Origin of the sequence: Vibrio sp. (assembly GCF_047973365.1) — a bacterium.
In the GTDB taxonomy this organism is placed as follows: domain Bacteria; phylum Pseudomonadota; class Gammaproteobacteria; order Enterobacterales; family Vibrionaceae; genus Vibrio.
The window spans coordinates 1-26,309 of record NZ_JBKEBW010000173.1 but is presented as its reverse complement, the minus strand read 5'-3'; the positions used below and the strand labels follow the sequence as shown (position 1 = coordinate 26,309).

The 26,309-nt window shown below is 46.1% G+C and carries 17 protein-coding genes and 3 tRNA genes; 11 read left to right on the top strand and 9 right to left on the bottom strand.

What is annotated here, in order from left to right:
* Nucleotides 1–218: 218 nt before the first annotated feature.
* From ubiK to ACK5MF_RS19350, 4 genes are all read right to left on the bottom strand, one after another.
* Entirely contained in the window at nt 219–470 is a 252-nt protein-coding gene (gene ubiK / locus ACK5MF_RS19365; RefSeq protein WP_005427244.1) for a ubiquinone biosynthesis accessory factor UbiK, read from the bottom strand.
* Between the two features lie 131 nt (nt 471–601).
* The gene (vmeD, locus tag ACK5MF_RS19360) at nt 602–3,724 is read right to left on the bottom strand and encodes a multidrug efflux RND transporter permease subunit VmeD (protein ID WP_416924141.1); all 3,123 of its coding nucleotides are present in this window, start codon (nt 3,722–3,724) and stop codon (nt 602–604) included.
* 11 nt (nt 3,725–3,735) lie between these two features.
* Nucleotides 3,736–4,842, bottom strand: a complete 1,107-nt coding sequence (vmeC, locus tag ACK5MF_RS19355; protein WP_038893733.1) for a multidrug efflux RND transporter periplasmic adaptor subunit VmeC — start codon at nt 4,840–4,842, stop codon at nt 3,736–3,738.
* A gap of 18 nt (nt 4,843–4,860) precedes the next feature.
* A complete protein-coding gene (locus tag ACK5MF_RS19350) occupies nt 4,861–5,442 on the bottom strand; it encodes a TetR/AcrR family transcriptional regulator (protein WP_009705429.1) in 582 nt (193 codons plus the stop codon).
* Nucleotides 5,443–5,612: 170 nt separating this feature from the next.
* Here ACK5MF_RS19350 and rep point away from each other — a divergent pair, with 170 nt between their 5' ends.
* Nucleotides 5,613–7,628: a DNA helicase Rep gene (rep, locus tag ACK5MF_RS19345; protein ID WP_009705430.1), complete on the top strand. Its 2,016-nt coding sequence runs from the start codon at nt 5,613–5,615 to the stop codon at nt 7,626–7,628.
* A 72-nt stretch (nt 7,629–7,700) separates the two neighbouring features.
* Here the strand turns inward: rep and ACK5MF_RS19340 are convergent, their stop codons facing one another.
* A complete protein-coding gene (locus ACK5MF_RS19340) occupies nt 7,701–8,114 on the bottom strand; it encodes a c-type cytochrome (protein WP_005434644.1) in 414 nt (137 codons plus the stop codon).
* A gap of 361 nt (nt 8,115–8,475) precedes the next feature.
* Between ACK5MF_RS19340 and ACK5MF_RS19335 the strand changes: the two genes are divergently transcribed.
* The 8 genes from ACK5MF_RS19335 to ACK5MF_RS19300 all read left to right on the top strand — a co-directional run bounded on the left by ACK5MF_RS19335 (nt 8,476) and on the right by ACK5MF_RS19300 (nt 16,125).
* Nucleotides 8,476–8,552: transfer RNA gene (locus tag ACK5MF_RS19335), tRNA-Arg, on the top strand.
* 34 nt (nt 8,553–8,586) lie between these two features.
* Nucleotides 8,587–8,662: transfer RNA gene (locus tag ACK5MF_RS19330), tRNA-His, on the top strand.
* A gap of 76 nt (nt 8,663–8,738) precedes the next feature.
* Nucleotides 8,739–8,815 (top strand) — tRNA-Pro (locus ACK5MF_RS19325).
* 658 nt (nt 8,816–9,473) lie between these two features.
* Nucleotides 9,474–11,189, top strand: coding sequence for an ABC transporter ATP-binding protein (locus tag ACK5MF_RS19320; protein ID WP_416924140.1), 1,716 nt, complete (start codon nt 9,474–9,476; stop codon nt 11,187–11,189).
* A gap of 117 nt (nt 11,190–11,306) precedes the next feature.
* Nucleotides 11,307–12,863: an ABC transporter substrate-binding protein gene (locus tag ACK5MF_RS19315; protein WP_416924139.1), complete on the top strand. Its 1,557-nt coding sequence runs from the start codon at nt 11,307–11,309 to the stop codon at nt 12,861–12,863.
* 210 nt (nt 12,864–13,073) lie between these two features.
* Nucleotides 13,074–14,051 carry an ABC transporter permease gene (locus ACK5MF_RS19310; RefSeq protein ID WP_416924138.1) on the top strand — a complete coding sequence of 326 codons (978 nt, stop codon included), beginning with the start codon at nt 13,074–13,076 and terminating at the stop codon, nt 14,049–14,051.
* Between the two features lie 2 nt (nt 14,052–14,053).
* Nucleotides 14,054–14,992, top strand: a complete 939-nt coding sequence (locus ACK5MF_RS19305) for an ABC transporter permease (RefSeq protein ID WP_416924137.1) — start codon at nt 14,054–14,056, stop codon at nt 14,990–14,992.
* 176 nt (nt 14,993–15,168) lie between these two features.
* Entirely contained in the window at nt 15,169–16,125 is a 957-nt protein-coding gene (locus ACK5MF_RS19300) for an SPOR domain-containing protein (protein ID WP_416924136.1), read from the top strand.
* 245 nt (nt 16,126–16,370) lie between these two features.
* On the opposite strand, the gene ACK5MF_RS19295 is transcribed toward ACK5MF_RS19300, so the two are convergent.
* The 4 genes from ACK5MF_RS19295 to ACK5MF_RS19280 all read right to left on the bottom strand — a co-directional run bounded on the left by ACK5MF_RS19295 (nt 16,371) and on the right by ACK5MF_RS19280 (nt 23,298).
* Complete coding sequence (locus ACK5MF_RS19295; protein ID WP_416924135.1) at nt 16,371–19,496, bottom strand: efflux RND transporter permease subunit; 3,126 nt, start codon at nt 19,494–19,496, stop codon at nt 16,371–16,373.
* Between the two features lie 3 nt (nt 19,497–19,499).
* On the bottom strand, nt 19,500–20,651 hold the full coding sequence (locus ACK5MF_RS19290) for an efflux RND transporter periplasmic adaptor subunit (RefSeq protein ID WP_416924134.1): 1,152 nt from the start codon (nt 20,649–20,651) through the stop codon (nt 19,500–19,502).
* Between the two features lie 410 nt (nt 20,652–21,061).
* Nucleotides 21,062–22,432, bottom strand: a complete 1,371-nt coding sequence (gorA, locus tag ACK5MF_RS19285) for a glutathione-disulfide reductase (protein WP_416924133.1) — start codon at nt 22,430–22,432, stop codon at nt 21,062–21,064.
* Nucleotides 22,433–22,458: 26 nt separating this feature from the next.
* Nucleotides 22,459–23,298 (bottom strand): 23S rRNA (adenine(2030)-N(6))-methyltransferase RlmJ, encoded by an 840-nt coding sequence (locus ACK5MF_RS19280; protein WP_416924132.1) that lies wholly within the window; start codon nt 23,296–23,298, stop codon nt 22,459–22,461.
* A 321-nt stretch (nt 23,299–23,619) separates the two neighbouring features.
* Between ACK5MF_RS19280 and prlC the strand changes: the two genes are divergently transcribed.
* Both prlC and ACK5MF_RS19270 read left to right on the top strand, forming a co-directional pair.
* A complete protein-coding gene (gene prlC, locus ACK5MF_RS19275) occupies nt 23,620–25,662 on the top strand; it encodes an oligopeptidase A (protein WP_416924131.1) in 2,043 nt (680 codons plus the stop codon).
* Between the two features lie 248 nt (nt 25,663–25,910).
* A complete protein-coding gene (locus ACK5MF_RS19270) occupies nt 25,911–26,153 on the top strand; it encodes a hypothetical protein (protein WP_416924130.1) in 243 nt (80 codons plus the stop codon).
* Nucleotides 26,154–26,309 lie beyond the last annotated feature (156 nt).

The window sequence follows — 26,309 nt, the reverse complement described above, 5'->3', positions numbered from 1 at the left end:
TCCTGAATCCTGAATCCTGAATCCTGAATCCTGAATCCTGAATCCTGAATCCTGAAAAACAAAAAAGGGTTGACGTGTATACGCCAACCCTCAAGTATTTTCTCGCTTCTCGCTTCTCGCTTCTCGCTTCTCGCTTCTCGCTTCTCGCTTCTCGCTTCTCGCTTCTCGCTTCTCGCTTCTCGCTTCTCGCTTCTCGCTTCTCGCTTCTCGCTTCTCGCTTATTTATCAGCTAGCTTTTCTTCAAGCTCAGCCAATTTCTTTTCCATCTCTGTCAGCTTTTGACGTGTACGCAGTAGAACTTGAGTTTGTACGTCGAATTCTTCACGGCTAACAACGTCTAGCTTGTTTAGCTGACCTTGGATCACTTGGCGAACTTTTTGATCAACATCCGCGCCTAGCTCTTTTACTGGCTGTGGCATTGATTCGTGAATTTGTTTAGCGATTTGCTCTAATTTCTTTGGGTCAAACATAGTGGCTAAAACTCCTTTTGATTTGCCCACATTCTATGTAAATGATACGGGAAAGTCGCCATTTAGATGGCAAAAAAGAGAGCAGCAATAAAAAAGGTCACCGAAGTGACCTTTTTCTTAGTGCTTTATGCTTACTTGTTATCTGCTAATTCGCGGTGAGCGGCTTTCGCTTCATCCACTCGAGCTAGCTTTTCCAAGTCTTTGTCTTCAACAAACACTGGCAGTGGCTTGTGTTTCTCAGCTAGGTAGCTGTATATCACAGGCAGTACGAATAGCGTAAACAGCGTACCGATCGCCAGACCAGCAACGATTACGATACCGATACTAAAGCGCTGTTCAGCACCTGCACCTGTTGCGTACATCAGTGGGATAAGACCTGCAATCATCGCTGCCGTCGTCATCAGGATTGGACGAAGACGAACTTTCGCTGCTTCCATTACCGCATCGATACGAGACAGTTTGTTATGTAACTGCTCTTCTTTTGCTACTTCACAGATCAAGATACCGTGTTTGGTGATCAGACCAACCAGGGTAATCAAACCAACCTGCGAGTAGATGTTCATCGATGCCGTACCCCACGCCAGAGCAATCAATGCACCACATACCGCTAGCGGTACCGATACCATGATTACAATTGGATCGCGGATCGATTCAAACTGAATCGCCAGTACTAGGAAGATGATCGCCAGTGCCAAGCCGAATGTTGCGTATAGTGCGCTACCTTCCGTTACGAACTGACGAGCTTCACCCATGTAGTCATGGTTGTAGCCTGATGGCAGTTTGTTTTGTGCCACGTCTTCAAACCAGTTGATTGCGTCACCCATTGCTACACCAGGTGCTGGTACTGCACCAACCGTTGCTGAGTTTAGCTGGTTGAAGTGAGGCAGTGAGCGAGGCTCTGCGACAACATCAATCGTGATCAAGCTGCCAAGTGGCACTGCTTTACCGTCAACTGAGCGTACGTAGTAGTTCTTCATCGACTGTGGGTTTAGACGCCACTTACGTTCTACTTGAGGGATAACCTCGTATGAACGTCCATTTAGGTCGATACGGTTTACGTAACCATCCGCCATCATGGTACTTAGTGTTACACCAATGTCTTGCATGGTCACGCCGTATGCGCCTGCTTTGTCTTTGTCGATGCTGATCTTCATCGTTGCTGAATCGTAGTTCAGATCCAGATCCGAGTAGACGAACATTGGACTCTTCGATACGTCAGTCAAGATATCACTCGCGATAGTAAACAGGCTTTCGAAGCTGTTTGGTGTAGTGATAACGAACTGAATCGGTAGACCTGAACCTGCACCAGGAAGTTCTGGCATTTGGAACGCAGTTACCGACATACCTGGTACATGAGAAACAAGGTCACCTACACGTTTAGTGATGTCAGCTTGGCTTGCTTCACGCTCACTCCAAGGTTTCAGAGTTGCTAGACCGAATGCTTGGTTTGAGTTTGGTACACCGTTAAACACCTGAGCGTATTCTACTTCTGGTTGGTCAGATAGAATCTTGTTTACGTCGTTCATGGTGTTTTGGATGTAGTCCAAGTTCGCGTTTGATGGTGCTGTACCCATTAGTACAACTACACCTTTATCTTCCGAAGGTGCCAGTTCACTTGGAATGAACTTGAACAGAATCGGCAAACTTGCGAATACAATGATCGCAAACGCGATGATCACAGGACGGTGTGCCATCACTGATGTCAGCATTTTCTCGTAACGGTTGGTCATGCCATCCAATACGTGATGTACTTTCTGCTCAAATTTGCTTGGCTCTTCGTTGGCCTTAAGCATCTTCGAACACATCATCGGTGATAGAGTCAATGCGATAATACCGGATACAAATACCGCACCCGCTAGGGTTAACGCGAACTCTTTAAATAGCGAGCCTGTAATACCACCCATCAGCGCGATTGGCGCATATACCGCACCAAGGGTTAGGGTCATTGCAATTACAGGAACCGCAATTTCACGCGTACCGATGATGGCAGCACGGAACGGGGATTCGCCTTCTTTAATGTGACGGTCGACGTTTTCAAGAACAACGATCGCGTCATCCACCACCAGACCGATGGCGAGTACCATTGCCAGAAGTGTCATCAAGTTCCACGAGAAGCCCATTGCCTGCATCACCATAGCTACACCAATCAGTGATAGCGGGATGGTAACGATAGGAATCACAACCGCACGGAATGAACCTAGGAATAGGGTGATAACCACAAGTACGATCACCGCTGCTTCAAGAATGGTTTTCACAACTTCGTGAATTGATTCGTTGATAGCGATGGTTGAGTCATACATCACGTTCATTTTGATGTTACTTGGCAAGTTGCGCTCTAACTGAGGCAATAGCGCAAGAACATCAGCTGCGATGTTAATCGGGTTAGCACTCGGTGCTGCGTTGATCGCTGCAACTACTGCTTCCTGACCGTTCGCACTCGCACGGTAGATATCGTGGCTCTTCTCTAGCGTTACTTTCGCAATATCGCCAAGACGAATCACATCACCGTCGCCAGTTTTAACAACCAGAGCTTCGAGCTCAGCAACGTTGGATACCTGAGTATCTGCGCTACCGTTGTAAAGAACGAATTCACCTGTTGCCTGACCAGTTGCAGATTGGTAGTTGTTGGCATTCAACACGCCCATCACATCTGTCGCTGTCAGCTTAAGTGCACCCATTTTCGCTGGATCTAGCCATACGCGCAGTGCGTATTTCATACCACCGTATAGGTCAACTTTCGATACACCGTTTACCGTAAATAGCTGCGGGTTGATTACACGCTCAAGGTAGTCGGTGATCTGGCTCGAAGACAGTTCATCACTGGTGAAACCAATGTACAGTACCGCGGTAGTCGAACCTGTCGACATGGTTACTGTCGGGTCTTCTGCTTCTTTTGGAAGCTGTGAACGAACCGAGTTGGTTTTCGCCAGAATGTCAGACAGCGCCGCATTCGGGTCGGTATTCAACTTCATGTTTACGGTAATGGTAGACGTACCTAGAACCGAGGATGAAGTCATATAATCGATATTATCGGCCTGCGCGACGGCTTGCTCCAAAGGCTGAGTAATAAAGCCTTGGATCAAGTCAGCACTTGCACCGTAATAACTGGTGGTTACAGTAACCACCGTGTTTGTCATTTCAGGGTATTCTCGAACCTGCATCTTGAATACGGCTTGTAAACCAAGCAACGCAATCAAAAAGCTGATCGATACCGCTAAAACTGGACGTTTAATAAAAACATCAGTAAAGCGCATGATGCCTCCAATTAAAGCATTGGTGTTTCAGCAGGTGGTGTCAGTGCCGAATCTTCAACGATGGTCACTTTCGCGTGGTTACTTAGACGGATTTGACCCGACGTTACCACTACATCACCTGGTTTCACGCCTTCTAGAATATGCGCGATGTCTTTAGTACGTTCGCCCACTTTTACCACGTGTTGCTTAACGCGTTTTTCACCGTCTTCTTCAGTTACGATGTACACGTTGTCGCCATATAGGGTAAAGGTGATAGCTGTTTGTGGCAGTGTTACTTGGTTCTCTAACTTCGGTAGAATGATGTTTGCACGAGCGAACATACCGCTACGAAGTTTGCCATCGCTGTTTGGAATGTCAGCTTGAACTTGGATCAGACCACTTTGAACGTTAACCGCAGGTTCGATAGCAGAGATAGAACCTTTGAATGGCTTATCAGGGTAAGCATCAACAAAGATGTCTACTTCTTGGTCTAGCTTGATGCGAGAGATGTCTGTTTGAGGCACGGTGAAACGCAGGCGCATTACCGTTGTGTCTTCAAGACGCACGATGTCAGTACCTGCTTGTAGGTATTGACCAAGATAAACGTTACGAATACCAACTACACCAGCGAAAGGCGCTTTGATTTCACGGCGGTCAATGGTCGCTTTAAGACTTTCGATATCCGCTTTCAGTGAGAAGTAGTTTGCTTCTGCTTCGTCATACGCTTCTTTAGAGATAGAACCTTTTTTGAAAAGGCCTTGGTAGCGTTTGTACTTAGCTTGAGCCGCTGGCAGTTTAGCTTGAGAGCTCTTAAGGTTTGCGATTTCTACTTCAGAGTCTAGAAGAACCAAAGGCTGGCCCTCTTCAACTTGAGTACCAGAGTCGAAAGAAATCTTATCGATCACACCGCTGGTTTCGTTCGCAACAGTGACACCTTGGTTAGGTTCAATGAAGCCGATCGCCTCGATAACAGGAACCCAATCAACCGCTTGTACTTCTGTTACGGTTACTGGGAATTCTGGTTCCGGACGATTCGCCATGTATTCAGCAATTTTCTGTTGCTTGAATAAGTTGAAACCTATCACGCTTCCGAACAGAAGAATCGCGATAAGTAACATAAAGAAAGTCCACTTTTTCATTCTATTAAGAACTCCAAGTTAGTGTTTAATAATTGCATCCCAGCTGGCTTCAACGGCTGCTTCCAGCGCGTCTTCATCCAACTGATAAAATCCCAAAGCATGTTTTCTAGCAAGCGCAACACTAGCTTCGAAACTTAACCCTGAAAGAATTTCGTTATCGAGAGGTTTAAATACCCCTTCCACTTTGCCTTGATTAAAAAGACGATCTACTTGGGCAAACATTTGCCTTTCAAGTTCCCGAGTACTTTTACGATTTCCACATGGGAGTGATTCATATTGGACACGATTACTTAAGGTGTCTAAATTTGATCCAGCAAGGTGCCAAATATTGAGCCACATAGTGCGGTAACGCTCTTTCAGGGGCATATCGTCATGAACATCCGCTTGAACGGCTTCCGCGATACGTTTGGTAACGGTAAGGCGGACTTCTTCTAAAAGATGTTCTTTATCTGAGAAATATCGATAAATCGTGCCTGCTGCGACACCTGCTTCAGTTGCGAGCTTTTGCATGGATAGACCATGAAAACCCGATTCAGCAATTAAGCGTTCGGCAGCTGCGATGATTTGCTCGTATTTATCTCCAGTAGTGTTATAGGTCATAACCACACCACCCAATGAATGAACGTTCATTCATTATAGCGCAAAGACTGGTCAGTTATGCAACAAAATGTTGCAACTCTCTGTGTAAAAATTACGTGAAAATGACCGTAGCTTTCACACACTCACCCCTTTATCATAGGCGCCACTATTTCCACCCGCAGAGAATTTTTATGAAGCTGAACCCCAGACAAGACGAAGCCGTTAAGTACGTATCAGGCCCATGCTTGGTGCTAGCGGGCGCTGGTTCGGGTAAAACTCGTGTTATTACCAATAAAATCGCTTATTTGGTTCAGCAGTGTGGCTACAAGGCACGCAATATTGCTGCGGTAACCTTTACCAACAAGGCGGCACGCGAGATGAAAGAGCGTGTTGGCCAAACGTTAGGTAAATCTGAATCGAAAGGTCTGATGGTCTCGACGTTCCACACGTTAGGGTTGAACATTATCAAGCGCGAGTACAAGCACCTTGGCTTGAAAGCGGGCTTCTCATTGTTTGATGATCAAGACCAGCTCGCGCTACTCAAAGAGCTAACAGAGAAGCAGCTTGATGGTGACAAAGACTTGTTGCGCCAACTTTTGAGTTCAATCTCAAACTGGAAGAACGACATGCTGACACCGGAGCAAGCCAAAGCGCTGGCTCAAGGTGAGCAACAACAGCTCTTTGCATTCTGCTTCGAGATGTACCAAAAGCAGATGAAGGCGTATAACGCGCTTGATTTTGACGACTTGATTTCCCTACCCGTGCAACTGCTGCGTAATAACGAAGAAGTGCGCCAACGCTGGCAAAATCGCATTCGTTACTTATTGGTGGACGAATATCAAGATACCAACACCAGTCAATACGATTTGGTGAAGCTCATCGTTGGCGAGCGCGGTCGTTTAACTGTTGTAGGCGACGATGACCAATCTATCTATTCATGGCGTGGCGCTAAACCGCAAAACTTGGTGTTGCTCGGTGAAGACTATCCAAATCTGCGCTTGATTAAGTTGGAGCAGAATTACCGTTCCACTAGTCGTATCCTGCGTGCAGCTAACATCTTGATCGCGAATAACCCACACGTGTATGAGAAATCGCTGTTCTCGGAAATTCCTGACGGCGAAAAACTCAAAGTGTTACTGGCGAAGAATGAAGAGCACGAAGCGGAGCGCGTAACGGGTGAATTGATTGCGCACAAGTTTCTAAACCGCACCGAATATAAAGACTATGCGATTTTGTATCGTGGTAACCACCAATCGCGTTTGATTGAAAAGTCACTGATGCAAAACCGTGTGCCATACAAACTGTCTGGCGGCACGTCTTTCTTCGCTCGAGCAGAGATCAAAGACATCATGGCTTACCTACGCGTGTTGGTGAACCCAGATGATGACAACGCGTTCCTACGTATTGTGAATACGCCGCGTCGTGAAATTGGTCCCGTGACTCTAGAGAAGCTGGGTAGCTACGCCAACATGCGTGGTAAGAGCTTGTTTGAAGTCAGCTTTGAAATGGGATTGGAGCAGCACCTAACCGGCCGTGGCCTAGAGAACCTGCGCCGTTTCACGCAATGGTTGGTAGCTATTGCTGATCAAGCTGAGCGAGGTGATACGGTTGAAGCGGTGCGTTCGCTTGTACGTGATATTCATTACGAAGATTGGCTATACGAAACGTCAGCAAGCCCGAAAGCGGCTGAAATGCGCATGAAGAACGTTTCTGACCTTTATTCTTGGATTGTGGCTGACCTAGAAGGTGACAACTACGACCAAGAAGAGAAGACGCTAAAAGAGGTGGTTCAACGTCTTACTCTACGCGACATGATGGAACGTGGTGAAGAAGATGAAGATAGCGATGCGGTTCAATTGATGACACTGCACGCTTCGAAAGGCCTCGAGTTCCCGTTCGTGTACTTGATTGGTTCGGAAGAGGGCATTCTGCCGCACCAAACCAGTATTGATGAAGACAACGTTGAAGAAGAACGCCGCCTAATGTACGTGGGTATTACCCGTGCGCAGCGCGAGCTGACTTTTACCATGTGTAAGGAACGTCGACAGTTTGGTGAATTGATCAAGCCTACGCAAAGCCGCTTCTTAGATGAGCTGCCATTTGATGACGTTGAATGGGAAGTAAACAAAAAGCCAGTATCGGCAGAAGAGCGTATGGCAAAAGGCCAAGCACACATCGCCAATATTCGAGCAATGTTTAAGAAGTAATGCAGCGTTGTGACGACTAACTAAAAACAAAAAGGCTTGCCATGTGGCAAGCCTTTTTCGTTGATGTCTTTATTATAGACCTTCAATCATGTGGTCGATGGCTGCGATGATTTCGTCATCAGAACAGTCCATACACGTACCTTTAGCAGGCATCGCGTTGAAGCCTTGGATTGCATGGTTGGTCAGCACGTCTTTGCCTTGTGCAATACGTGGTGCCCAATCTGCAGCATCACCAGTTTTCGGTGCACCGTTCACGCCAGATGCGTGACAAGCAATACAGAAAGTACCGTAAACTGATGCACCATCACGTGGACCAGTTGGCTCTGCTTTTACTGGTTCTGCTCCTGCAAGATAAACATCACCGACAGGTTTGATGCGTTCTGCGATCGCATCGTATTCAGTTTGGCTGATGTCAGAAGCTAAAGCTGCCGTAGAGAAAGTTAAGGCAGCGAACAAAACGCTAATCATTCGTCGAGACATATCCATTAAACCCACTTCACATTCCCGAGGTAAGTGACTTACCTATTTATATAGTTAGAGTATTTAGAGCCGTTGGAGAAAGTTTTACGCGATTGCTTCTATAGTGAGCAGAAAACCTTATCTAACGGTCTAGAGTGATTAAACAACCAAGTTGCAGCTGTTAAATCAATGTAAATAATGGGTGATTATATCCCGATAACTTGTTGCAATAAACAACAAGTTATCCATGACAGGGCGTGAATCACATCAAAAATTCTCTTTAAAGGCAGATAACTGTCGAAAAAGAGACCAAACGAGAAAAAAAGTAAAAAAAGTACTAGACGGCATAGTGTGATATCCGTATTATTCCTCTCCGCCGATGGGGCATGCGCCCGTAGCTCAGTTGGATAGAGCGTTGGCCTCCGGAGCCAAAGGTCGAAGGTTCGAATCCTTTCGGGCGTGCCATTCCGGAATACAAATCAAAGGCACGAACATAGTGGTGGCTATAGCTCAGTTGGTAGAGCCCTGGATTGTGATTCCGGTGGTCGCGAGTTCGAATCTCGTTAGCCACCCCATTATTTCGGTAACTCATTAAGTTAATGAAGTTTCCAGTTTTGATTCAGATATCCCAAGAGTCGAAACAAAATTCGTCGGTGAATAGCGCAGCTTGGTAGCGCATCTGGTTTGGGACCAGAGGGTCGGGGGTTCGAATCCCTCTTCACCGACCACTCCAACGAAGCCTCAGTCGAAAGACTGGGGCTTTTTTGCATTCCAAGTTTATGGATTCAAACAGAGCGGGGTTCGCCTGATGTTCAAAATCTGGCTCTTCGCTCACCGATGCCAAAGCTTAAAGTGAGTAATTTTGCAAATTAATTGAATTAAATCTGTTGGAGTAAAGCCCTGTCATTGCGCTTTTTATGTCGAATTAAAAACTATTGTTTGATTTTTATGTGGTCATAAATTTTATTTTTGATGATGAATTGTGTTTTTGTTTCTTGTTTGTTAACGGTTGAATCTGGTGTTAATTTGATTTCTTATTCATTGCTTGCCTTTTATATTGTATGGCTGTTTTGCGTTTTCTTAGTATTTAAAGCTAGGTTTAATGGTGCGGTTTCACGTGCCAGACAAAAGGTCAAACCATTGCTTATTATGTTCTGGTTGCATACAAATTCGATAATAGTGCTTTGAATTTGTTTTTTTTTCGAGTTTTTATCCTATCTTTGTTGCTTTTCTGTGAAAGATTTGCCAAATTGATAGGCTTGTAAATTGTCAGGATTTTGTCCTGATAAGAATGGATTCACTTGTACTCATATTTCTCGTATTTTTCACAGGTATATGAGGCGCAGACAGGGCAGAAAACTGCCGAGCAGTAGAGGTCTGGTGTAGATGTCACTTTTAGAAGTAAAAAACCTTCGTATTGAATATCCTTCGCGTCACGGTGTGCATGCGGCAGTAAAATCGCTTTCGTTCAATATTGAGCGCGGTGAGATCGTCGGTGTGGTTGGCGAATCGGGTGCAGGTAAGTCTACCGTTGGTAATGCTGTTATTGATTTGCTTAGTCCTCCAGGCACGATTGCTGGTGGTGAAGTTTTCTTGGACGGAGAAAAAATTTCCGGCTTATCAGCAGAGAAAATGCGCAAAGTGCGTGGTTCTAAAATTGGCTTTATTTTCCAAGACCCAATGACCTCTTTGAACCCGCTATTTACGGTCGAGCATCAACTGACAGAAACCATTCATGCCAATATGAAGGTTTCAGATGAAGAAGCGTATCAACGTGCGCTCTCTTTAATGAAGCAAGTTGGCATTCCTCAGCCAGAAAACCGTCTTAAACAGTATCCGCACCAGTTTTCCGGTGGCATGCGCCAACGTGTGGTTATTGCTATCGCGCTTGCCGGTGAACCTGATCTGATCATCGCTGATGAACCAACAACGGCATTGGATGTTTCTATTCAGGATCAAATTCTCAGCCTTATCCGTGAGTTGTGTATCAAGAATAACGTAGGTTGTATGTTGGTTACGCATGACATGGGTGTGGTTTCTAACGTGACTGACCGAGTCGCGGTTATGTACCGTGGCGATCTGGTTGAATTTGGCCCAACAGCGAAAGTGTTGGGTAACCCTGACCACAAATACACTCGCAGCCTGATTTCTGCTGTACCTCGTTCAGATAAAAAGCTAGACCGTTTCCCTTTGGTGACTTATATCGAGCAAGCTGCGGATACCAACTCTATTGATATCAAGAACCACTGGTTGGGTAAAAGTCAGGATAACCGTAAGTACACCGGGCCTCTGTTAAAAGTAGAAAATGTTAACTTACGTTTTGTGACTAAAGACTCTTTATTCGAAAGCCGTCGTGAATACGTTCAAGCTTCAAACGATGTCAGTTTTGAAGTGTATGAAGGGGAAACTTTTGGTTTGGTTGGTGAATCGGGCTCAGGTAAATCGACTATTGCGCGTGTTATCGCGGGACTTTACCAACCAAACGATGGCCGTGTGACCTTTGAAGGGATCGACTTAACCGCTCTGAAATCAGAGAAAGAGCGCCGCCCTATGCGCCGCCAAATGCAGATGGTATTCCAAAACCCTTATACGTCGATGAACCCGCGTATGAAGATTTTCGATATCGTTGCGGAGCCTATTCGTTTCCATAAGCTCACTAGCGGTGAAGCGGAAACCCGTCAAATCGTCAATGACTTATTAGAGCATGTTGGTCTTGGTAAAATGGCTGGCGTGAAATATCCGCACGAGTTTTCCGGTGGCCAGCGTCAGCGTATTTCGATTGCACGTGCATTGGCAACTCGCCCGCGGTTATTGATTTGTGATGAACCAACATCCGCACTGGATGTATCTGTACAGGCGCAGATCTTGAACCTTCTCAAAGATCTTCAAGATGAGCTGAACCTTACCATGCTGTTTATTAGCCACGACTTACCTGTGATTCGTCAGATGTGTGATCGTGTCGGCGTGATGAAAATGGGAACCTTGTTGGAAGTTGCACCAACGGAGCAGCTTTTCAACTCTCCTCAGCACGAGTACAGTAAGCAACTGATTTCCTTGATGCCTGAATTTACAGGTTTGAGAGAAGAAGTAGAAACGGTTTAAAGCCGTGAACCCCAAGTAATCTGGGAAACAATAATCACCAAACGTTCTTGTTTGGCATTTTTAGCAGAAGCAAATACAACAACTAGGGATTTGGATTCCCGCATAAGGAGTTATGCAATGAAAACCATGAAAAGCAAATTAGCATTGGCTTTGATGGCCGCTGGTTTAAGCTTTGCCGCTAGCGCAGCAGATATTACCGTCGCTTATGATGCAGACCCAGTGTCGCTTGACCCGCATGAGCAACTTTCTGGTGGTACGCTACAACTGTCTCATATGGTATTTGATCCACTAGTTCGTTACACACAGGAATTGGATTTTGAACCTCGCCTAGCGGAAAAATGGGAGCGTATTGACGATAAAACCGTACGTTTCCACTTACGTAAAGGTGTTAAGTTCCATTCTGGTAACGAACTCACTGCAGACGATGTCGTGTGGACATTCAACCGTCTACAAGCGTCGACTGACTTTAAAGCGATTTTTGAACCGTTTGAAAAAATTGTAAAAATTGATGATGTTACTTTTGACTTAGTGTCTAAAGGTGCTTACCCACTGGTTCTTCAATCAGCAACTTACATCTTCCCAATGGATAGCAAGTTCTATTCAGGTAAGACAGAAGAAGGCAAAGACAAAGGCGAAATCATTAAGCACGGTAACTCATTCGCTTCTGCTCACACTTCAGGTACAGGTCCATTTGTGATCACTCACCGTGAGCAAGGCGTTAAGATGGAGTTTGAGCGTAATCCTAACTACTGGGATAAAGCATCGAAAGGTAACGTTGATCATCTAACTCTAGTGCCAATCAAAGAAGACGCCACTCGTGTTGCTGCGCTACTTTCTGGTGACGTAGACATGATTGCACCGGTTGCACCAAATGATCACCAACGTGTTACTGATGCGAAAGGTGTCGAGCTTGTGACTCTTGCGGGTACACGTATCATTACGTTCCAAATGAACCAATCAAGCAACGAAGCGTTGAAAGATGTGCGTGTTCGTCAAGCTATTGTTCATGCGATTAACAACGAAGGTATCGTTGATAAGATCATGAAAGGTTTTGCAACCGCGGCGGGTCAACAAAGCCCTCAAGGTTATGCAGGTTACAACCCAGAGCTAGTTCCTCGTTTTGACCTGAAGAAAGCAAAAGAGCTGATGAAAGAAGCTGGTTACGAGAAAGGCTTTACTCTAAGTATGATCGCACCGAATGACCGTTATGTGAACGATGCGAAAGTTGCTCAGGCTGTTTCTGCAATGCTGTCTAAGATCGGCATTAAAGTTGATCTGAAAACTATGCCTATTTCACAATACTGGGCTGACTTTGACGTTTGTTCAGCAGATATGTTGATGATCGGTTGGCACTCAGATACAGAAGATTCAGCAAACTTCACTGAATTCCTAACGATGACTCGTGATGAAAAAACCGGTCAAGGTCAATACAACTGTGGTCATTACTCGAACCCTGAAGTTGACCAACTGGTTAAAGATGCGAACGTAGAAACTGATCCAGCCAAACGTGCAGCAATGCTACAAAAAGTAGAAGCAACGCTATACAACGAGGCTGCTTTCGTTCCACTACATTGGCAAAACCTAGCTTGGGGCGCTAAAACTCAACTAGATATTAAACCAATTGTGAACGCAATGAACTTCCCATACTTTGGTGATCTCGTTGTTAAGCAGTAAGTTTGTTAAACAGTAAATTTGTTAAGCAATACGTTTGTTCAGCAATAATTACGCGATGAGTGATTAATAGCCCCCGTGTTTTGGGGGGCTATTAACATCGTGGGTGCCTGGTTTTGTTTCAGTCGGATTAGGCACTATTGTTAAGACTGATTGTGTACCTGCTGTGTGATACATCGTCTGGTACCGTTTAAGGATATAAAGGGGCAAGGAATGTTTTCGTTTCTGGTCAAGCGCCTGTTTCAGGCACTGATAGTGATGTTTGTGATCAGTTTAGTGGCGTTTTCCATTCAGGATAATCTGGGTGACCCGCTACGTGAGCTTGTTGGCCAGTCGGTTTCAGAAGCTCAGCGCCAGGCGCTGCGTGATGAAATGGGCCTTAATGATCCCTTCATGACAAAATATGCTCGCTTTTTCACTGCTGCCATGCACGGTGATTTAGGCACTTCTTATTTCTTCAAGCGCCCTGCGGTTGAGGTTATTTTGGATAAATTAGTTGCAACACTAGAGCTAGTATTTGGCGCGTCACTGATCATTATTGCGTGCTCCATTCCGCTAGGGGTCTATTCGGCTATTCATCCTAAAAGTTTTTTTACTAAGCTGGTAATGGCTGGCAGTAGTATTGGGATTTCAATTCCGGTATTCCTAACCGCTATCATGTTGATGTATGTCTTCTCAATTGAGTTGGGGTGGCTACCATCCTATGGTCGTGGTGAAACGTTGAATCTTCTTGGCTGGGATTCAGGTTATTTCACTGTGGATGGCCTATTACATCTGATCCTGCCTTGTATCGCTTTAGCTTCAATCATGCTGCCGCTATTTATCCGACTTGTGCGAGCGGAAATGTTAGAAGTGCTCAGCTCCGAGTACATTAAGTTTGCTAAAGCTAAAGGGTTAGCACTCAATAAAATTTACTATCAGCATGCGTTGAAAAATACTATGTTGCCAGTATTAACCGTAGGCGGTGTTCAAATCGGTACTATGGTGGCGTATACCATCTTGACCGAAACCGTTTTTCAATGGCCAGGCACCGGTTTGCTTTTTCTCGAGGCCATTAAACGAGTCGATACGCCATTAATTACTGCCTACGTTATCTTCGTTGGTCTGATTTTCGTTGTGACAAATACCATTGTTGATCTGCTGTATGGTCTGATTAACCCAACGGTTAACTTAACGGGTAAAGGAGCATAATTATGAGTCATTCAGCGGTTGTTCCTTCTCGTTGGGAGCGTTTTAAGCAGTCAGATTTTATGTACTATTTCTTACGTGACAAAGTCGCCATGGGCAGCTTCGCCGTATTTTTGGTCTTTTTAGTGCTTTCTGTTTCTGCGCCATTGATTGCACCAACTAACCCTTACGATCTAACCTCGATTGATATTATGGATGCTGAGTTGCCTCCGTCTTGGTTAGATGGCGGTGATGAACGCTTTACCTTAGGTACCGATGAGCAAGGGCGCGATATTTTATCGACCATGCTTTACGGTTCACGTCTTTCTCTGACGATTGGTTTCCTTGCGGTAGCGCTTCAGTTAGCTCTGGGTATCATCATCGGCCTGTCTTCTGGCTATTTTGGTGGTCGTATTGATAGCTTCCTGATGCGTTTTGCCGATGTTCAGTTGTCGTTCTCAACCATGATGGTGGCAATTATTGTTTCGGCAATTTTTAAAGCCAGTTTTGGTAGCGAATTCTACAGTGAATATGCGGTGATCATGCTGGTAGTGATCATTGGTGTTGCCGAGTGGCCACAGTATGCGCGTACTATCCGTGCATCAGTATTAGCCGAGAAGAAGAAAGAGTATGTCGAAGCGGCTCGTGTCATGGGCTTTAAAGCACCTCGTATCATGTTCCGTCATATTTTGCCTAACTGCTTATCGCCAATTTTGGTTATCTCAACCGTACAGGTGGCAAACGCCATCATGTCAGAAGCGGCACTTTCATTCCTTGGCTTAGGTTTGCCAGTTGACCAACCGTCACTGGGCGCTCTGATTAGTATTGGTTTTAACTATATTTTCTCTGGTGCCTGGTGGATCACTGCTTTCCCGGGTGTGCTGTTGGTAACCTTAGTCTTGGTGATTAACCTGCTCGGTGACTGGTTGCGCGATGTATTTAACCCGAAAATCTATAAAGGGTGATCCTGGTCGATTGATTTTGTTGACATAATCTACCTAAACTAGAGCCGTAAGTGATTACGGCTCTTTTTTTGCTTATGCTTATTTGCTGATGTTTTTTTGCTTATTTTTATCACTGAACAGTTGATTTCCCAGATAGGTATCATGACAGTAACCATAGTCACCTGAATGGAGAGCGTATGGATATTAAAGGGGTCGCAATGCCGAAACTTTCTCACTTTTTTTTGCTTGGCTTGCCTTTTTGTTTCGTTTCTCAGCCACTTTTGGCCGCAGAATCGGAACAGTTTTTATGTGGTGGAACTCAGACATCGACGAACGAACTTCCACGGCTGAACAGTAATTGCCCGATTGGTAATGGGCTGTGGGGAAATTCGGCACCGAAAGGAAAAGATTCTCTATTCTGGATTCAGTGTGGGCTGCTCAATGAATCGATGCCGCTCAGCCGCGCTAAAGTACTTTATAAGCATATCTCAACCGATGTATGGATGAAGCAAGAAGGGAAGGCGTTACGCTGCTTGATTGGACCATATCAAGATTATGCAACGGCGAAGAAAGAACTTGCTGGCGTCAAGAGCGAGAAGCTTTACAACGAAGCGTTCATTCGTGAAGTGCGCAAAGGAGAGCAAGATACACCAGTGGTGACGGCGAAAAAATCTGTATCCCAATCCCCCAACTTGCCTAAAAAAGCCATAGCCGCGAAACCTAAGCCTGTGGTCAAACCAACGACAAAACTTAAACCTGCCGTCACGGCTCCTAAACCTGTAGTCACGACTAAGGTAGCGTCAAAGACGACAAAAGCCATGCCGGCAACCACCATTCGACGTGAAGCAACCCTGAATGGTCTTCATTACGTGGTTCCCTACGTGATGGATGAAAAAGAGCAGTTTTATATGGAGCACGATCTGGCGTGGAATCGCTTAAGTTATAGCGGTGCAGTGCAACGCTGCCAGCAGCAACAAATGCGCTTGGCGACGGAAGGGGAGTGGCAACGGCTCATTGACTCTAAAGTGATGGAAAAAGACAAGTGGCCGGTTTATTTGCCCTATTGGGGTGAAGACAATAAAGGCTTGTTTACCACGGGTAAGGTTAATACGTTGAAAGGTACTTCCCTGCTCAATGTGCTGTGCGTAAAGTAGCCCTTCATTTCTCTATTGGAGAGAATAAAAAACCCAGTGTGATCACTGGATTTCAGACTGATGACAAACTCAATATCGTCATTCCTGCGAAGGCAGGAATCTAAATCCCAACGACATGCACAAGAGCGAGATCCCGGATAAATACTGCGTATTTTCCGGGATGACAGGTATAAATCGAACACTGACTTTGTCAACAAACTCAACCCCAGTGAGTTATCACTGGGTCTTTTTATCACTAGATAAGATTACGCATCTTCTGGAATCTTGTGCGGTTGCGTGCGGAAAAACTTCATCACAATCACAAAGAACACCGGAACGAAGAAGATCGCCAGAATCGTCGCAGCAAACATACCACCGACAACCCCCCAACCAATCGCGTTACGGCTAGCCGCACCCGCACCCGTACTCAGTGCTAGTGGAAGTACACCTAAGATGAAGGCAAATGACGTCATCATAATTGGACGCAAACGCATACGACACGCTTCGATGGTCGCTTTGATGAGGTCTTCACCTTCGTCATAAAGTGCTTTGGCAAACTCTACAATCAGAATGGCGTTTTTCGCAGACAGACCGATAGTGGTTAACAGACCTACCTGGAAGTAGATGTCGTTAGACAGCGACTTCATCGTCGCCGCAGCAATCGCACCAAATCCCCCTAGTGGAACCACCATGATGACCGAGAACGGTACACTCCAGCTTTCGTACAACGCAGCAAGGCTCAAGAATACGATTAGGATCGATAGCGCATAAAGTAGCGGCGCTTGAGAGCCAGTTTGTACTTCTTGGTAAGAAGCGCCCGTCCACTGTAGACCAATACCTTGTGGCAATTGAGCCACGATGTCGCTGATGGCTTGCATTGCATCACCCGTACTCTTACCCGCTGAGGCTGAACCTTGAATGTTCACCGCAGGAACACCGTTGTAGCGTTCTAGACGAGGAGAGCCGTAAGTCCAGTCTGTAGTTGCAAAAGCATCGAACGGAACCATCTCATCTTTGCTGTTTTTCACATGCCATAGGCTGAGATTTTCTGGTGTCATGCGGTACTCAGCATCAGCTTGTACGTATACTTTCTTCACACGACCGTTATCGATAAAGTCGTTAACGTAGCTCGAACCTAGTGCCGTTGAAAGCATACTGTTAATGTCGGAGACCGCTAGACCCATCGCCATCGCTTTTTCGTAGTCGATGTTGATACGGAACTGAGGCGTATCTTCCATACCGTTGGGACGAACACCGGTTAGGTTAGGGTTTTGCGCCGCCATGCCTAATAGTTGGTTACGCGCCTGGATTAGCTTATCGTGCCCCAAGTTGGCATTGTCCGTAAGATAAGCGTCAAAACCTGTTGCGTTACCAAGCCCCATGATCGCTGGAACGTTAAAGGTATAGATGTTCGCCTCTTTCACTTGAGAGAATGCACCCCAAGCCCGACCAACAATAGCGTCGACTGACATCGCAGGGTTAGTACGCTCATCCCAGTCTTTAAGACGAATGAACGCCATACCCATGTTTTGACCTTGACCAGCGAAGCTGAAGCCTGCAACGGTAAACACAGACTGAACCGAATCAGATTCATTTTGCATAAAGTGTTTTTCCACTTTTTCCATCACGGCCAACGTTTGCTCTTGAGTCGAGCCCGCCGGTAGCTGGATGATGGATAGGAAAATACCCTGGTCTTCTTCAGGAACAAAAGAGGTTGGTAAGCGAGTCCAAAGTGTACCTAAAATCGCTACAATCACGGCATACATCGCAAGGTAGCGAAGACGTTGGTTGACACCTTTACTCACTACATTTCTATAGCCGTTTGTACCGCGATCAAAGGCTGTGTTGAACCAAGCCAATGGGCCTCGGCGAACGTGGTGTTCACCTTTATGCATCGGTTTTAGCAGCGTTGCACAAAGCGCTGGTGTCAGAACCATTGCCACGATAACCGACAAGACCATTGACGATACAATCGTTAGTGAGAACTGACGATAAATCGCACCCGCCGCGCCACCAAAGAACGCCATTGGAATAAATACCGCACTTAGTACCATCGCGATACCAACCAATGCACCGGTAATTTGTCCCATCGACTTACGAGTGGCTTCACGCGGTGCAAGACCGTCTTCGGTCATTACCCGCTCAACGTTCTCGACCACCACGATAGCATCATCAACCAACAGACCGATTGCCAGCACCAAACCGAACATGGTCAGGGTGTTGATAGAGAAACCAAACGCAGCCATAACCCCGAAAGTACCGAGCAATACCACCGGAACGGCAATCGTTGGGATTAACGTTGCACGGAAGTTCTGCAAGAACAGATACATCACGAGGAATACCAGTACGATAGCTTCCACTAGCGTATGGACCACTTCTTCGATTGAGATTTGTACGAACGGTGTGGTGTCGTAAGGGTAAATCACTTCAACGTTATCTGGGAACGTTGGTGTCATCTCCTGGATGCGAGCTTTCACTAACTGAGAGGTATCAAGTGCGTTAGCACCGGTTGCCAGTTTAATTGCGATACCCGCGGAATATTTTCCGTTGTATAGCGCGACAGCCTGGTAACTTTCTGCACCCAGTTCAACGCGAGCCACATCTTTCAAACGAATCTGCGCACCATCGGTGTCAACGCGTAATAGGATGTTTTGGAATTCAGATACCGTTCTCATACGGCTTTGTGCCGTGATGGTTGCGTTGAGTCGCTGACCTTTAATGGAAGGCGCGGCACCTAACTGACCAACAGATACTTGTGTATTCTGCGCGCTGATCGCTGATTTCACCTGAGCTGGTGTCAGGCTGTATTTGTTTAGCTTGTTTGGATCTAACCAGATACGCATTGCGTTCTGTGCACCAAACACCTGAACTTCACCCACACCTTGCACACGGCTTAGTGGATCTTTGACGTTCGAAATCATGTAGTCAGAAAGGTCAGTGTTGTCCATGCTGGCGTCGGTTGAGACGAAGCCGACCACCATCAAGAATGAGCTAGATGATTTTGAAACGGTAATACCTTGTTGTTGTACTTCATTGGGCAGTGTTGCTTCCGCCAAGGCCAGCTTGTTTTGTACCTGAACTTGAGCGATATCGGCATCGGTACCACTTTCAAAAGTCAGTGTGATGCTGAAAGAACCCGATGAACTACTTTGTGACGACATATAAATCAGGTTATCAATCCCGTTCATATTCTGTTCTATCGTCTGTGTTACACTGTTTTCAACCGTATCAGCAGACGCACCAGGGTAAGTACCTGAAATGATAACTGTCGGCGGTGCGATATCCGGGTATTGAGATACCGGTAGTGTCATAATCGACAACACACCCGCCAGCATGATGATTATTGCAATCACCCAAGCAAAGATTGGGCGATCTATAAAAAATCGAGCCATATCTTATTGTTCCTCAGATGATTCCATAACTTGTGGATTAACCGTGCTGCCAGCGCGTACTTTTTGTAGACCAACCACAATAACGGTTTCTCCAGCCTGTAAGCCTGAATCAATCAGCCATTGAGAACCTACAGTATGTGTTGCGACGACTGGACGGCTTTCAACGACGTTTTCGGCGTTGACCAGTAAAACGGAAGCTTCACCACGAGCATTGCGGCTTAGTGCTGTTTGCGGAACCAAAATGGCGTCCTCACGATCTTCTGTTGGCAGTTGAGCGCGAACATAAAGTCCTGGTAACAGGAACTGATCTGGGTTCGGTAGCGTGGCTCGAACATTGACCGTACCGGTGTTTTCATCCACGGATACTTCAGCGAACTGTAACGTTGCTTTTTGTTCGATTGGGGTACCGTCATCTAGGAAGAGCTTGATACCTTTCAACTCATCGGTTTCTTTACCAGCACTTTGGCGTAGTTTGAGCAGCTCATTACTTGGTTGAGAAAGGTCAACATAAAGTGGGTCTAGCTGCTGAATGGTTGCCAGCGCATCGGTTTGGTTCGCGGTAACTAATGCACCTTCTGTTACCAATGAACGACCGATACGACCTGAAATTGGCGCTTTAATATAGGTGTAATCAAGGTCGATTTGTGCTGCGTTAACATTTGCTTGAGCCGCTTTTACTGAAGCTAGCGCTTCTTTGTAAGTCGCTTGTGCATCTTCGTAGTCTTGTTGGCTAACTGCATGTTTTTTAACAAGTTCACTATAGCGTTTCGCTTGGAGTTCGGTACGGCTTAGCGTTGCTTCTGCTTTTGCCAGGTTCGCTTTCATGCTCTCTAATGAAGCTTGATAAGTGGAAGCATCCAATTCATAAAGCACATCACCTTTTTCAACTAAGCTACCTTCGACAAATTTACGTGCAGTGACGATACCGCGAACCTGAGGGCGTACTTCTGCGATTCGGAAAGCATTAGTACGACCAGGCAGCGTGCTCGTTACATGAACAGGCTGAGTTGTGACTTTGATAACGTCTACCGCTACAGCAGGCGCTGCACCACTAGCTACCGCCGCTGGTTTGGCGTCAGGTTGACATCCTGCAAGCACAATTGCGGCTGCAATCGTGCTCAACCAAGTTTTCGACAAGGATTTACCCTGGCCCATATGTTTCTCTCCTTTACCACTAGAACTCATCCTGCATGCTTCCTTTTTATGCTTTGAAGGTCGTCGATAGGCAGAACGCGAATTGGGAACTCAAATGTAGTTATACAAATATTAGTAGTATAAATAACCCGCAGTTAATAATTGGTTAAGATATCGGTTCGTTACAGATTGTAAGGGTGACTTTGTCATTTATTGCACAGTTGGACAAGACCCTAAACGCAAAACATCACTAAAATTAATGAAAAAAGATAAAATATATGCTTGGCGAGTGTTGATGCTCGGTATTCTGTGCCTCACACAGAACAGATTAGTAGTGTTATTGATATTAATTTGGCTGATTTTATTGACTGACTGAAAGGCATAGAAAAGCCCTGCAAAATTTACAGGGCGGAAGTCCTGCTAGTTTGAGGCTAACGCATGGTAACAAACTCTTCTGATCCTGTTGGGTGGATCGCCACGACGGAGTCGAAGTCCGCTTTGGTCGCGCCCATCTTCATGGCGACGCCAAAACCTTGGATCATTTCATCGACCGCAAAGCCAATGCCGTGTAGACCAACAACCGTTTCTTCAACACCGGCACAAACCAACTTCATCTTACAGGGTTGACGGTGCGCAGTGACGGCTGTGTACATAGCGGTAAAGCTTGAGGTGTACACTTTTACGTTCTCTTCGCCGTATTTTGCAACCGCTTCAGGCTGAGTCAGACCGATAGTGCCAATAGGAGGATGGCTGAATACCACAGTAGGTACTAAGTTATAGTCCATCTTGGCGTTAGTTTTACCGTTGAATAAGCGCTCAGACAATTGGCGACCTGCTTTCACTGCCACAGGAGTCAGTTCAATACCGCCTTCCATAATGTCACCGACACAGTAAATGCCAGCCACGTTAGTATTTTGGTACTGATCAACTTTGATGTAGCCTTGCTCGTTGGTGGCAACGCCCGTTGCTGCTAGGTTGATAGCATCTGTTGCAGGGTGACGGCCAATCGCCCAAATCAAAGTATCAACGTTTTGGCTTTGACCATTTTCCAGGTGAAGAGTCAGGCTGCCGTCGGCTTCTTTTACCACTTCTTTTGGCACGCTGTGCGTATGTAGCGTTGGGCCTTCAGTGTTCATCACTTCAACCAAGGTATTGATGATCATTGGGTCAAAGCTACGTAGTGGTGATTCTTTACGGCAGAACAGGTGAGTTTCTGTACCCAGTGCGTGTAGTACACCAGCAATCTCAACAGCGATGTAACCCGCCCCGATTACTGCTACGCGTTTTGGTTGTTCTGCTAGGTCAAAGAAACCATTGGAGTCGATACCGTATTCCGCACCCGGAATGTTAGGAATGGTTGGACGACCACCGACAGCGATAAGAATGTGGTCTGCGGTGTAGCGAACACCGTTAACTTCTACTGTTTTTGCTTCGATGCCTTCTTCAGAAACAAAGCGCGCAAAGCCACGAATCACTTCTACTTTGTTGTTACCAAGAACACGGTCGTAAGATTGGTGAATACGACCAATATACGCTTGGCGGCTTTCAATCATTTTCGCCCAGTTGAAGCTTTTCACGTCGACGTCAAAGCCGTAATCAGGTGCGTATAAGTTCATTGCTTCAGCAACCTGTGCACCGTGCCACATCACTTTTTTAGGTACACAGCCTACGTTGACACATGTACCGCCAAGATCTTTCGCTTCAATCAATGCGACTTTTGCGCCGTACATCGCAGCGCGGTTTGCTGATGCGATACCGCCGCTACCGCCACCGATACAGATGTAATCAAAATGCGTTGTCATTACTTTCTCCATATTTTTTATTTTGGTTATTCTGGCACAATCCACTCGACTTTGTAATGACCGGTTACCGGCGCGATCGCTTGTTTCAGGAACGGCAGGATTTCCTCCATCTGGCTTTCCAGCTTCCATGGCGGGTTGATTACAATCATGCCGGATGCGGTCATGCCACGCTCGTTGGTATCGGGAGAGACACCCAGCTCGATTTGTAAAATTTTGTTAATACCAAGATTTTCCAAACCTTCAATCATGTCTTCGATATCACAGCGGTTTACCACCGGATACCAAATAGCATAGATGCCCGTTGCCCAACGTTTGTAGCTTTGTGCAATGGCATTGACCACGTCTCGATACTCTTTAGCCAGTTCGTAAGGAGGGTCGATCAAAACCAAACCACGACGCTCTTGCGGTGGCAAACTTGCTTTCAGGCGTTGAAAACCATCTTCTTTGTAAATCGATACTTGGCGATCACGTTCGAATTCCTGTTCCAACAGAGGGTAATCGCTAGGGTGTAATTCGGTTAATACCATGCGATCTTGCGCACGCAAGTGAGCACGCGCTACACGAGGAGAGCCTGGGTAGTAACGCAGTTCATCGCCTTGATTAAGGACTTTGATTGCATCGAGATAGCTCTGAATGTCTTCTGGCACATTATCTTGTTGCCAAATACGCGCAATACCTTGTTTGTACTCGCCGGTTTTTTCAGACCATTCATTAGTTAAGTCGTAACGACCGACGCCAGAGTGCGTATCGTGATAGACGAAGGGTTTATCTTTTTGCTGTAGTGCATTGAGGATTAAGCTTTGTACGATGTGTTTCACTACATCTGCGTGGTTTCCGGCATGGAAACTGTGTCGATAACTTAACAAATTCGCCTCTAACCTGTTTTCAGGGGATGTCGGTATCAGAAATATTTCGGCTAATTATACACCCAAGTTTTTATACTCCCAACTTTGTGCCGCAGCGAATGGGAATCGAACGCAAACTCGCATTAATTCTTCCCTGAAGCTCCGCCGAGCCATCCATGGCTCGGAGGGTTTGCTTATCGACCCCCATTCACTGATCAGGAAATTCCCCAGAATAGTATTAGATGCAGCTCACTCTTGAAAATTCACCTAGCTACCTATATTTATTAACCTAACAGACGAGGATATCTCATCCTCACTACTCTCCATAAAAAGGAACGTTTTATGTCGAATCCACTTGTTAGCTTTACGGATTTACCTCCGTTTTCAGAGATTAAGCCGGAGCACGTAAAGCCAGCGGTTGAACAGGCAATTGAAGATTGTCGTGCAAAGATTGAACAGGTACTTGAAGGTAATACGCAGCCAACTTGGGAAAATGTGATTGCACCTATCGAAGAAGTGGATGACCGTTTAAGTCGTTTATGGTCGCCTGTGAGCCATATGAACTCGGTGGTGAACAGCGACGAACTGCGTGAAGCTTATGAAAGCTGTCTGCCAATTCTGTCTGAATACGGCACTTGGGTTGGTCAGCACAAAGGTTTGTTTGAAGCGTATAAAGCGATCAAGAGCAGTGAAACGTTTGAAACCTTAACTCAGGCGCAAAAGAAGACGATTAAAGATGCACTGCGTGACTTTGAGTTATCTGGCATCGGTTTGCCGAAAGCGGAACAAAAGCGTTATGGCGAGATCAGCAAACGGCTGTCTGAGTTGGGTTCTAAATTCTCTAACAATGTGCTTGATGCCACTATGGGCTGGACTAAGCACATTACCGATCAAAATGAGCTAGCAGGCATGCCGGAATCGGCACTAGCGGCGGCGCAAGCAGCAGCGGAAGGCAAAGGTCTTGAAGGCTACCTGTTAACGTTGGATATTCCTTCATACCTACCCGTCATGACTTATTGTGATAACCAAGCACTGCGCAAAGAACTTTACCAAGCTTATGTAACGCGTGCTTCTGACCGTGGGCCGAATGCGGGCAAATGGGATAACACTGAGAACATCGCGGAGTTGCTAAAACTGCGTTATGAAGTGGCGCGTATGCTTGGTTTCAACACCTACAGCGAAAAGTCACTGGCAACCAAAATGGCGGAAACGCCAGATCAGGTTTTGAGCTTCTTGAACAACCTAGCAACAAAAGTGAAACCGCAAGGTGAGCGCGAAGTGCAGGAATTGCGTGAATTCGCTGAGCAAGAGTTTGGCGTTACTTCGTTTGAGCTGTGGGATATTGCTTATTACAGCGAAAAGCAAAAGCAGAAACTGTTTGAGATTTCTGACGAAGAGCTACGTCCTTACTTCCCAGAAAACAAAGTGGTTTCTGGTCTGTTTGAAGTGCTAAACCGTGTTTTCGGCATGAAAGTGCAAGAGCGCGAAGGCGTGGATACCTGGCATGAATCAGTGCGTTTCTTCGATATTTTCGACCGTAACGGCGCGCTGCGCGGTAGTTTCTACCTTGATCTTTACGCTCGTGAACACAAACGTGGCGGTGCGTGGATGGATGAGTGTCGCGTGCGTCGTATCAATGCCAATGGCGAGTTACAAACACCAGTGGCATACCTGACCTGTAACTTCAACCGCCCTGTCGGTGATAAACCTGCACTGTTCACCCACGACGAAGTGGTGACTCTGTTCCACGAAACGGGTCACGGTATTCACCATATGCTGACTCAAGTGGATGTGAGCCCGGTTTCTGGTATCAATGGTGTGCCTTGGGATGCGGTTGAGCTACCAAGTCAGTTCCTGGAAAACTGGTGTTGGGAAGAAGAGGCGCTGGCGTTTATTTCAGGTCATTACCAGACTGGCGAACCTTTGCCGAAAGCGATGCTCGACAACATGCTGGCAGCGAAGAACTTCCAGTCAGGTATGTTTATTTTGCGTCAGCTTGAATTCGGATTGTTCGACTTCACGTTGCACACGACTTATGACCCAGAAATTGGGCCACAAGTGCTTGAGACTCTGGCTGAAGTGAAGAAAAAAGTGGCAGTATTACCAAGCCTTGAGTGGAACCGTTTCTCACACAGCTTTAGCCACATTTTTGCTGGTGGTTACAGTGCGGGTTACTACAGTTACCTATGGGCAGAAGTGTTATCGGCTGATGCGTTCTCACGCTTTGAAGAGGAAGGTATCTTCAATGCGGAAACGGGAGCAAGTTTCCTTAATAACATTCTGGAAATGGGCGGCAGTGAAGAACCAATGGAGCTGTTCAAGCGCTTCCGTGGCCGCGAGCCACAAATTGATGCCTTGCTGCGCCACTCAGGTATTGCTGCGTAAGTTTGGTGTTATACTCTTCCTACTTGAAGCAGCAGCGGTGTTGGCTGCGCTCGCTCACCCCAATCACATAGCTTATCTATGCTCATGGGGATTCGCTCACTTGCCGCCTACCTGCAACTTCAAGTAGTTTGAGTATATTCAGATAATCCAGTTCAAAAAATAACATAGCCCCGCTTTATCCGGCGGGGTTATTTGTTAGAGTGGCTTTGCTTTTAAAACAGAAAATTTGGATTTAAAAGGAGATAACAGTGATTCAGGGACAGACGTTAATCATTTCTTTATTCACAACATTGTTGCTTTTAGGCTGCGCTGAGCTTAAGCAAGCAGGCAAAGATGTTGGGCACGCAACCCGAGACGCGGCAACCGCGATTGGTCATGCCACTCGCGACACCACTAAAGCCATTGGTCATGCCACTCGCGACACCACTAAAGCCATTGGTCACGCATCGCGCGATGCGGTGACAGATATTCACGATGATTTAAGCCAATAATAAGCAAAGAAATTGGCAGAACTACAAGCATGTAGGCGTTATTTAGGGTTATAATCGTCGCTATTATGTATAAATAACCAGTAGCTAAGCCATGATGGATCCCTCTCTTTTACTCGACGGTTTAAACGATAAACAACGCGAAGCCGATGCTGCGCC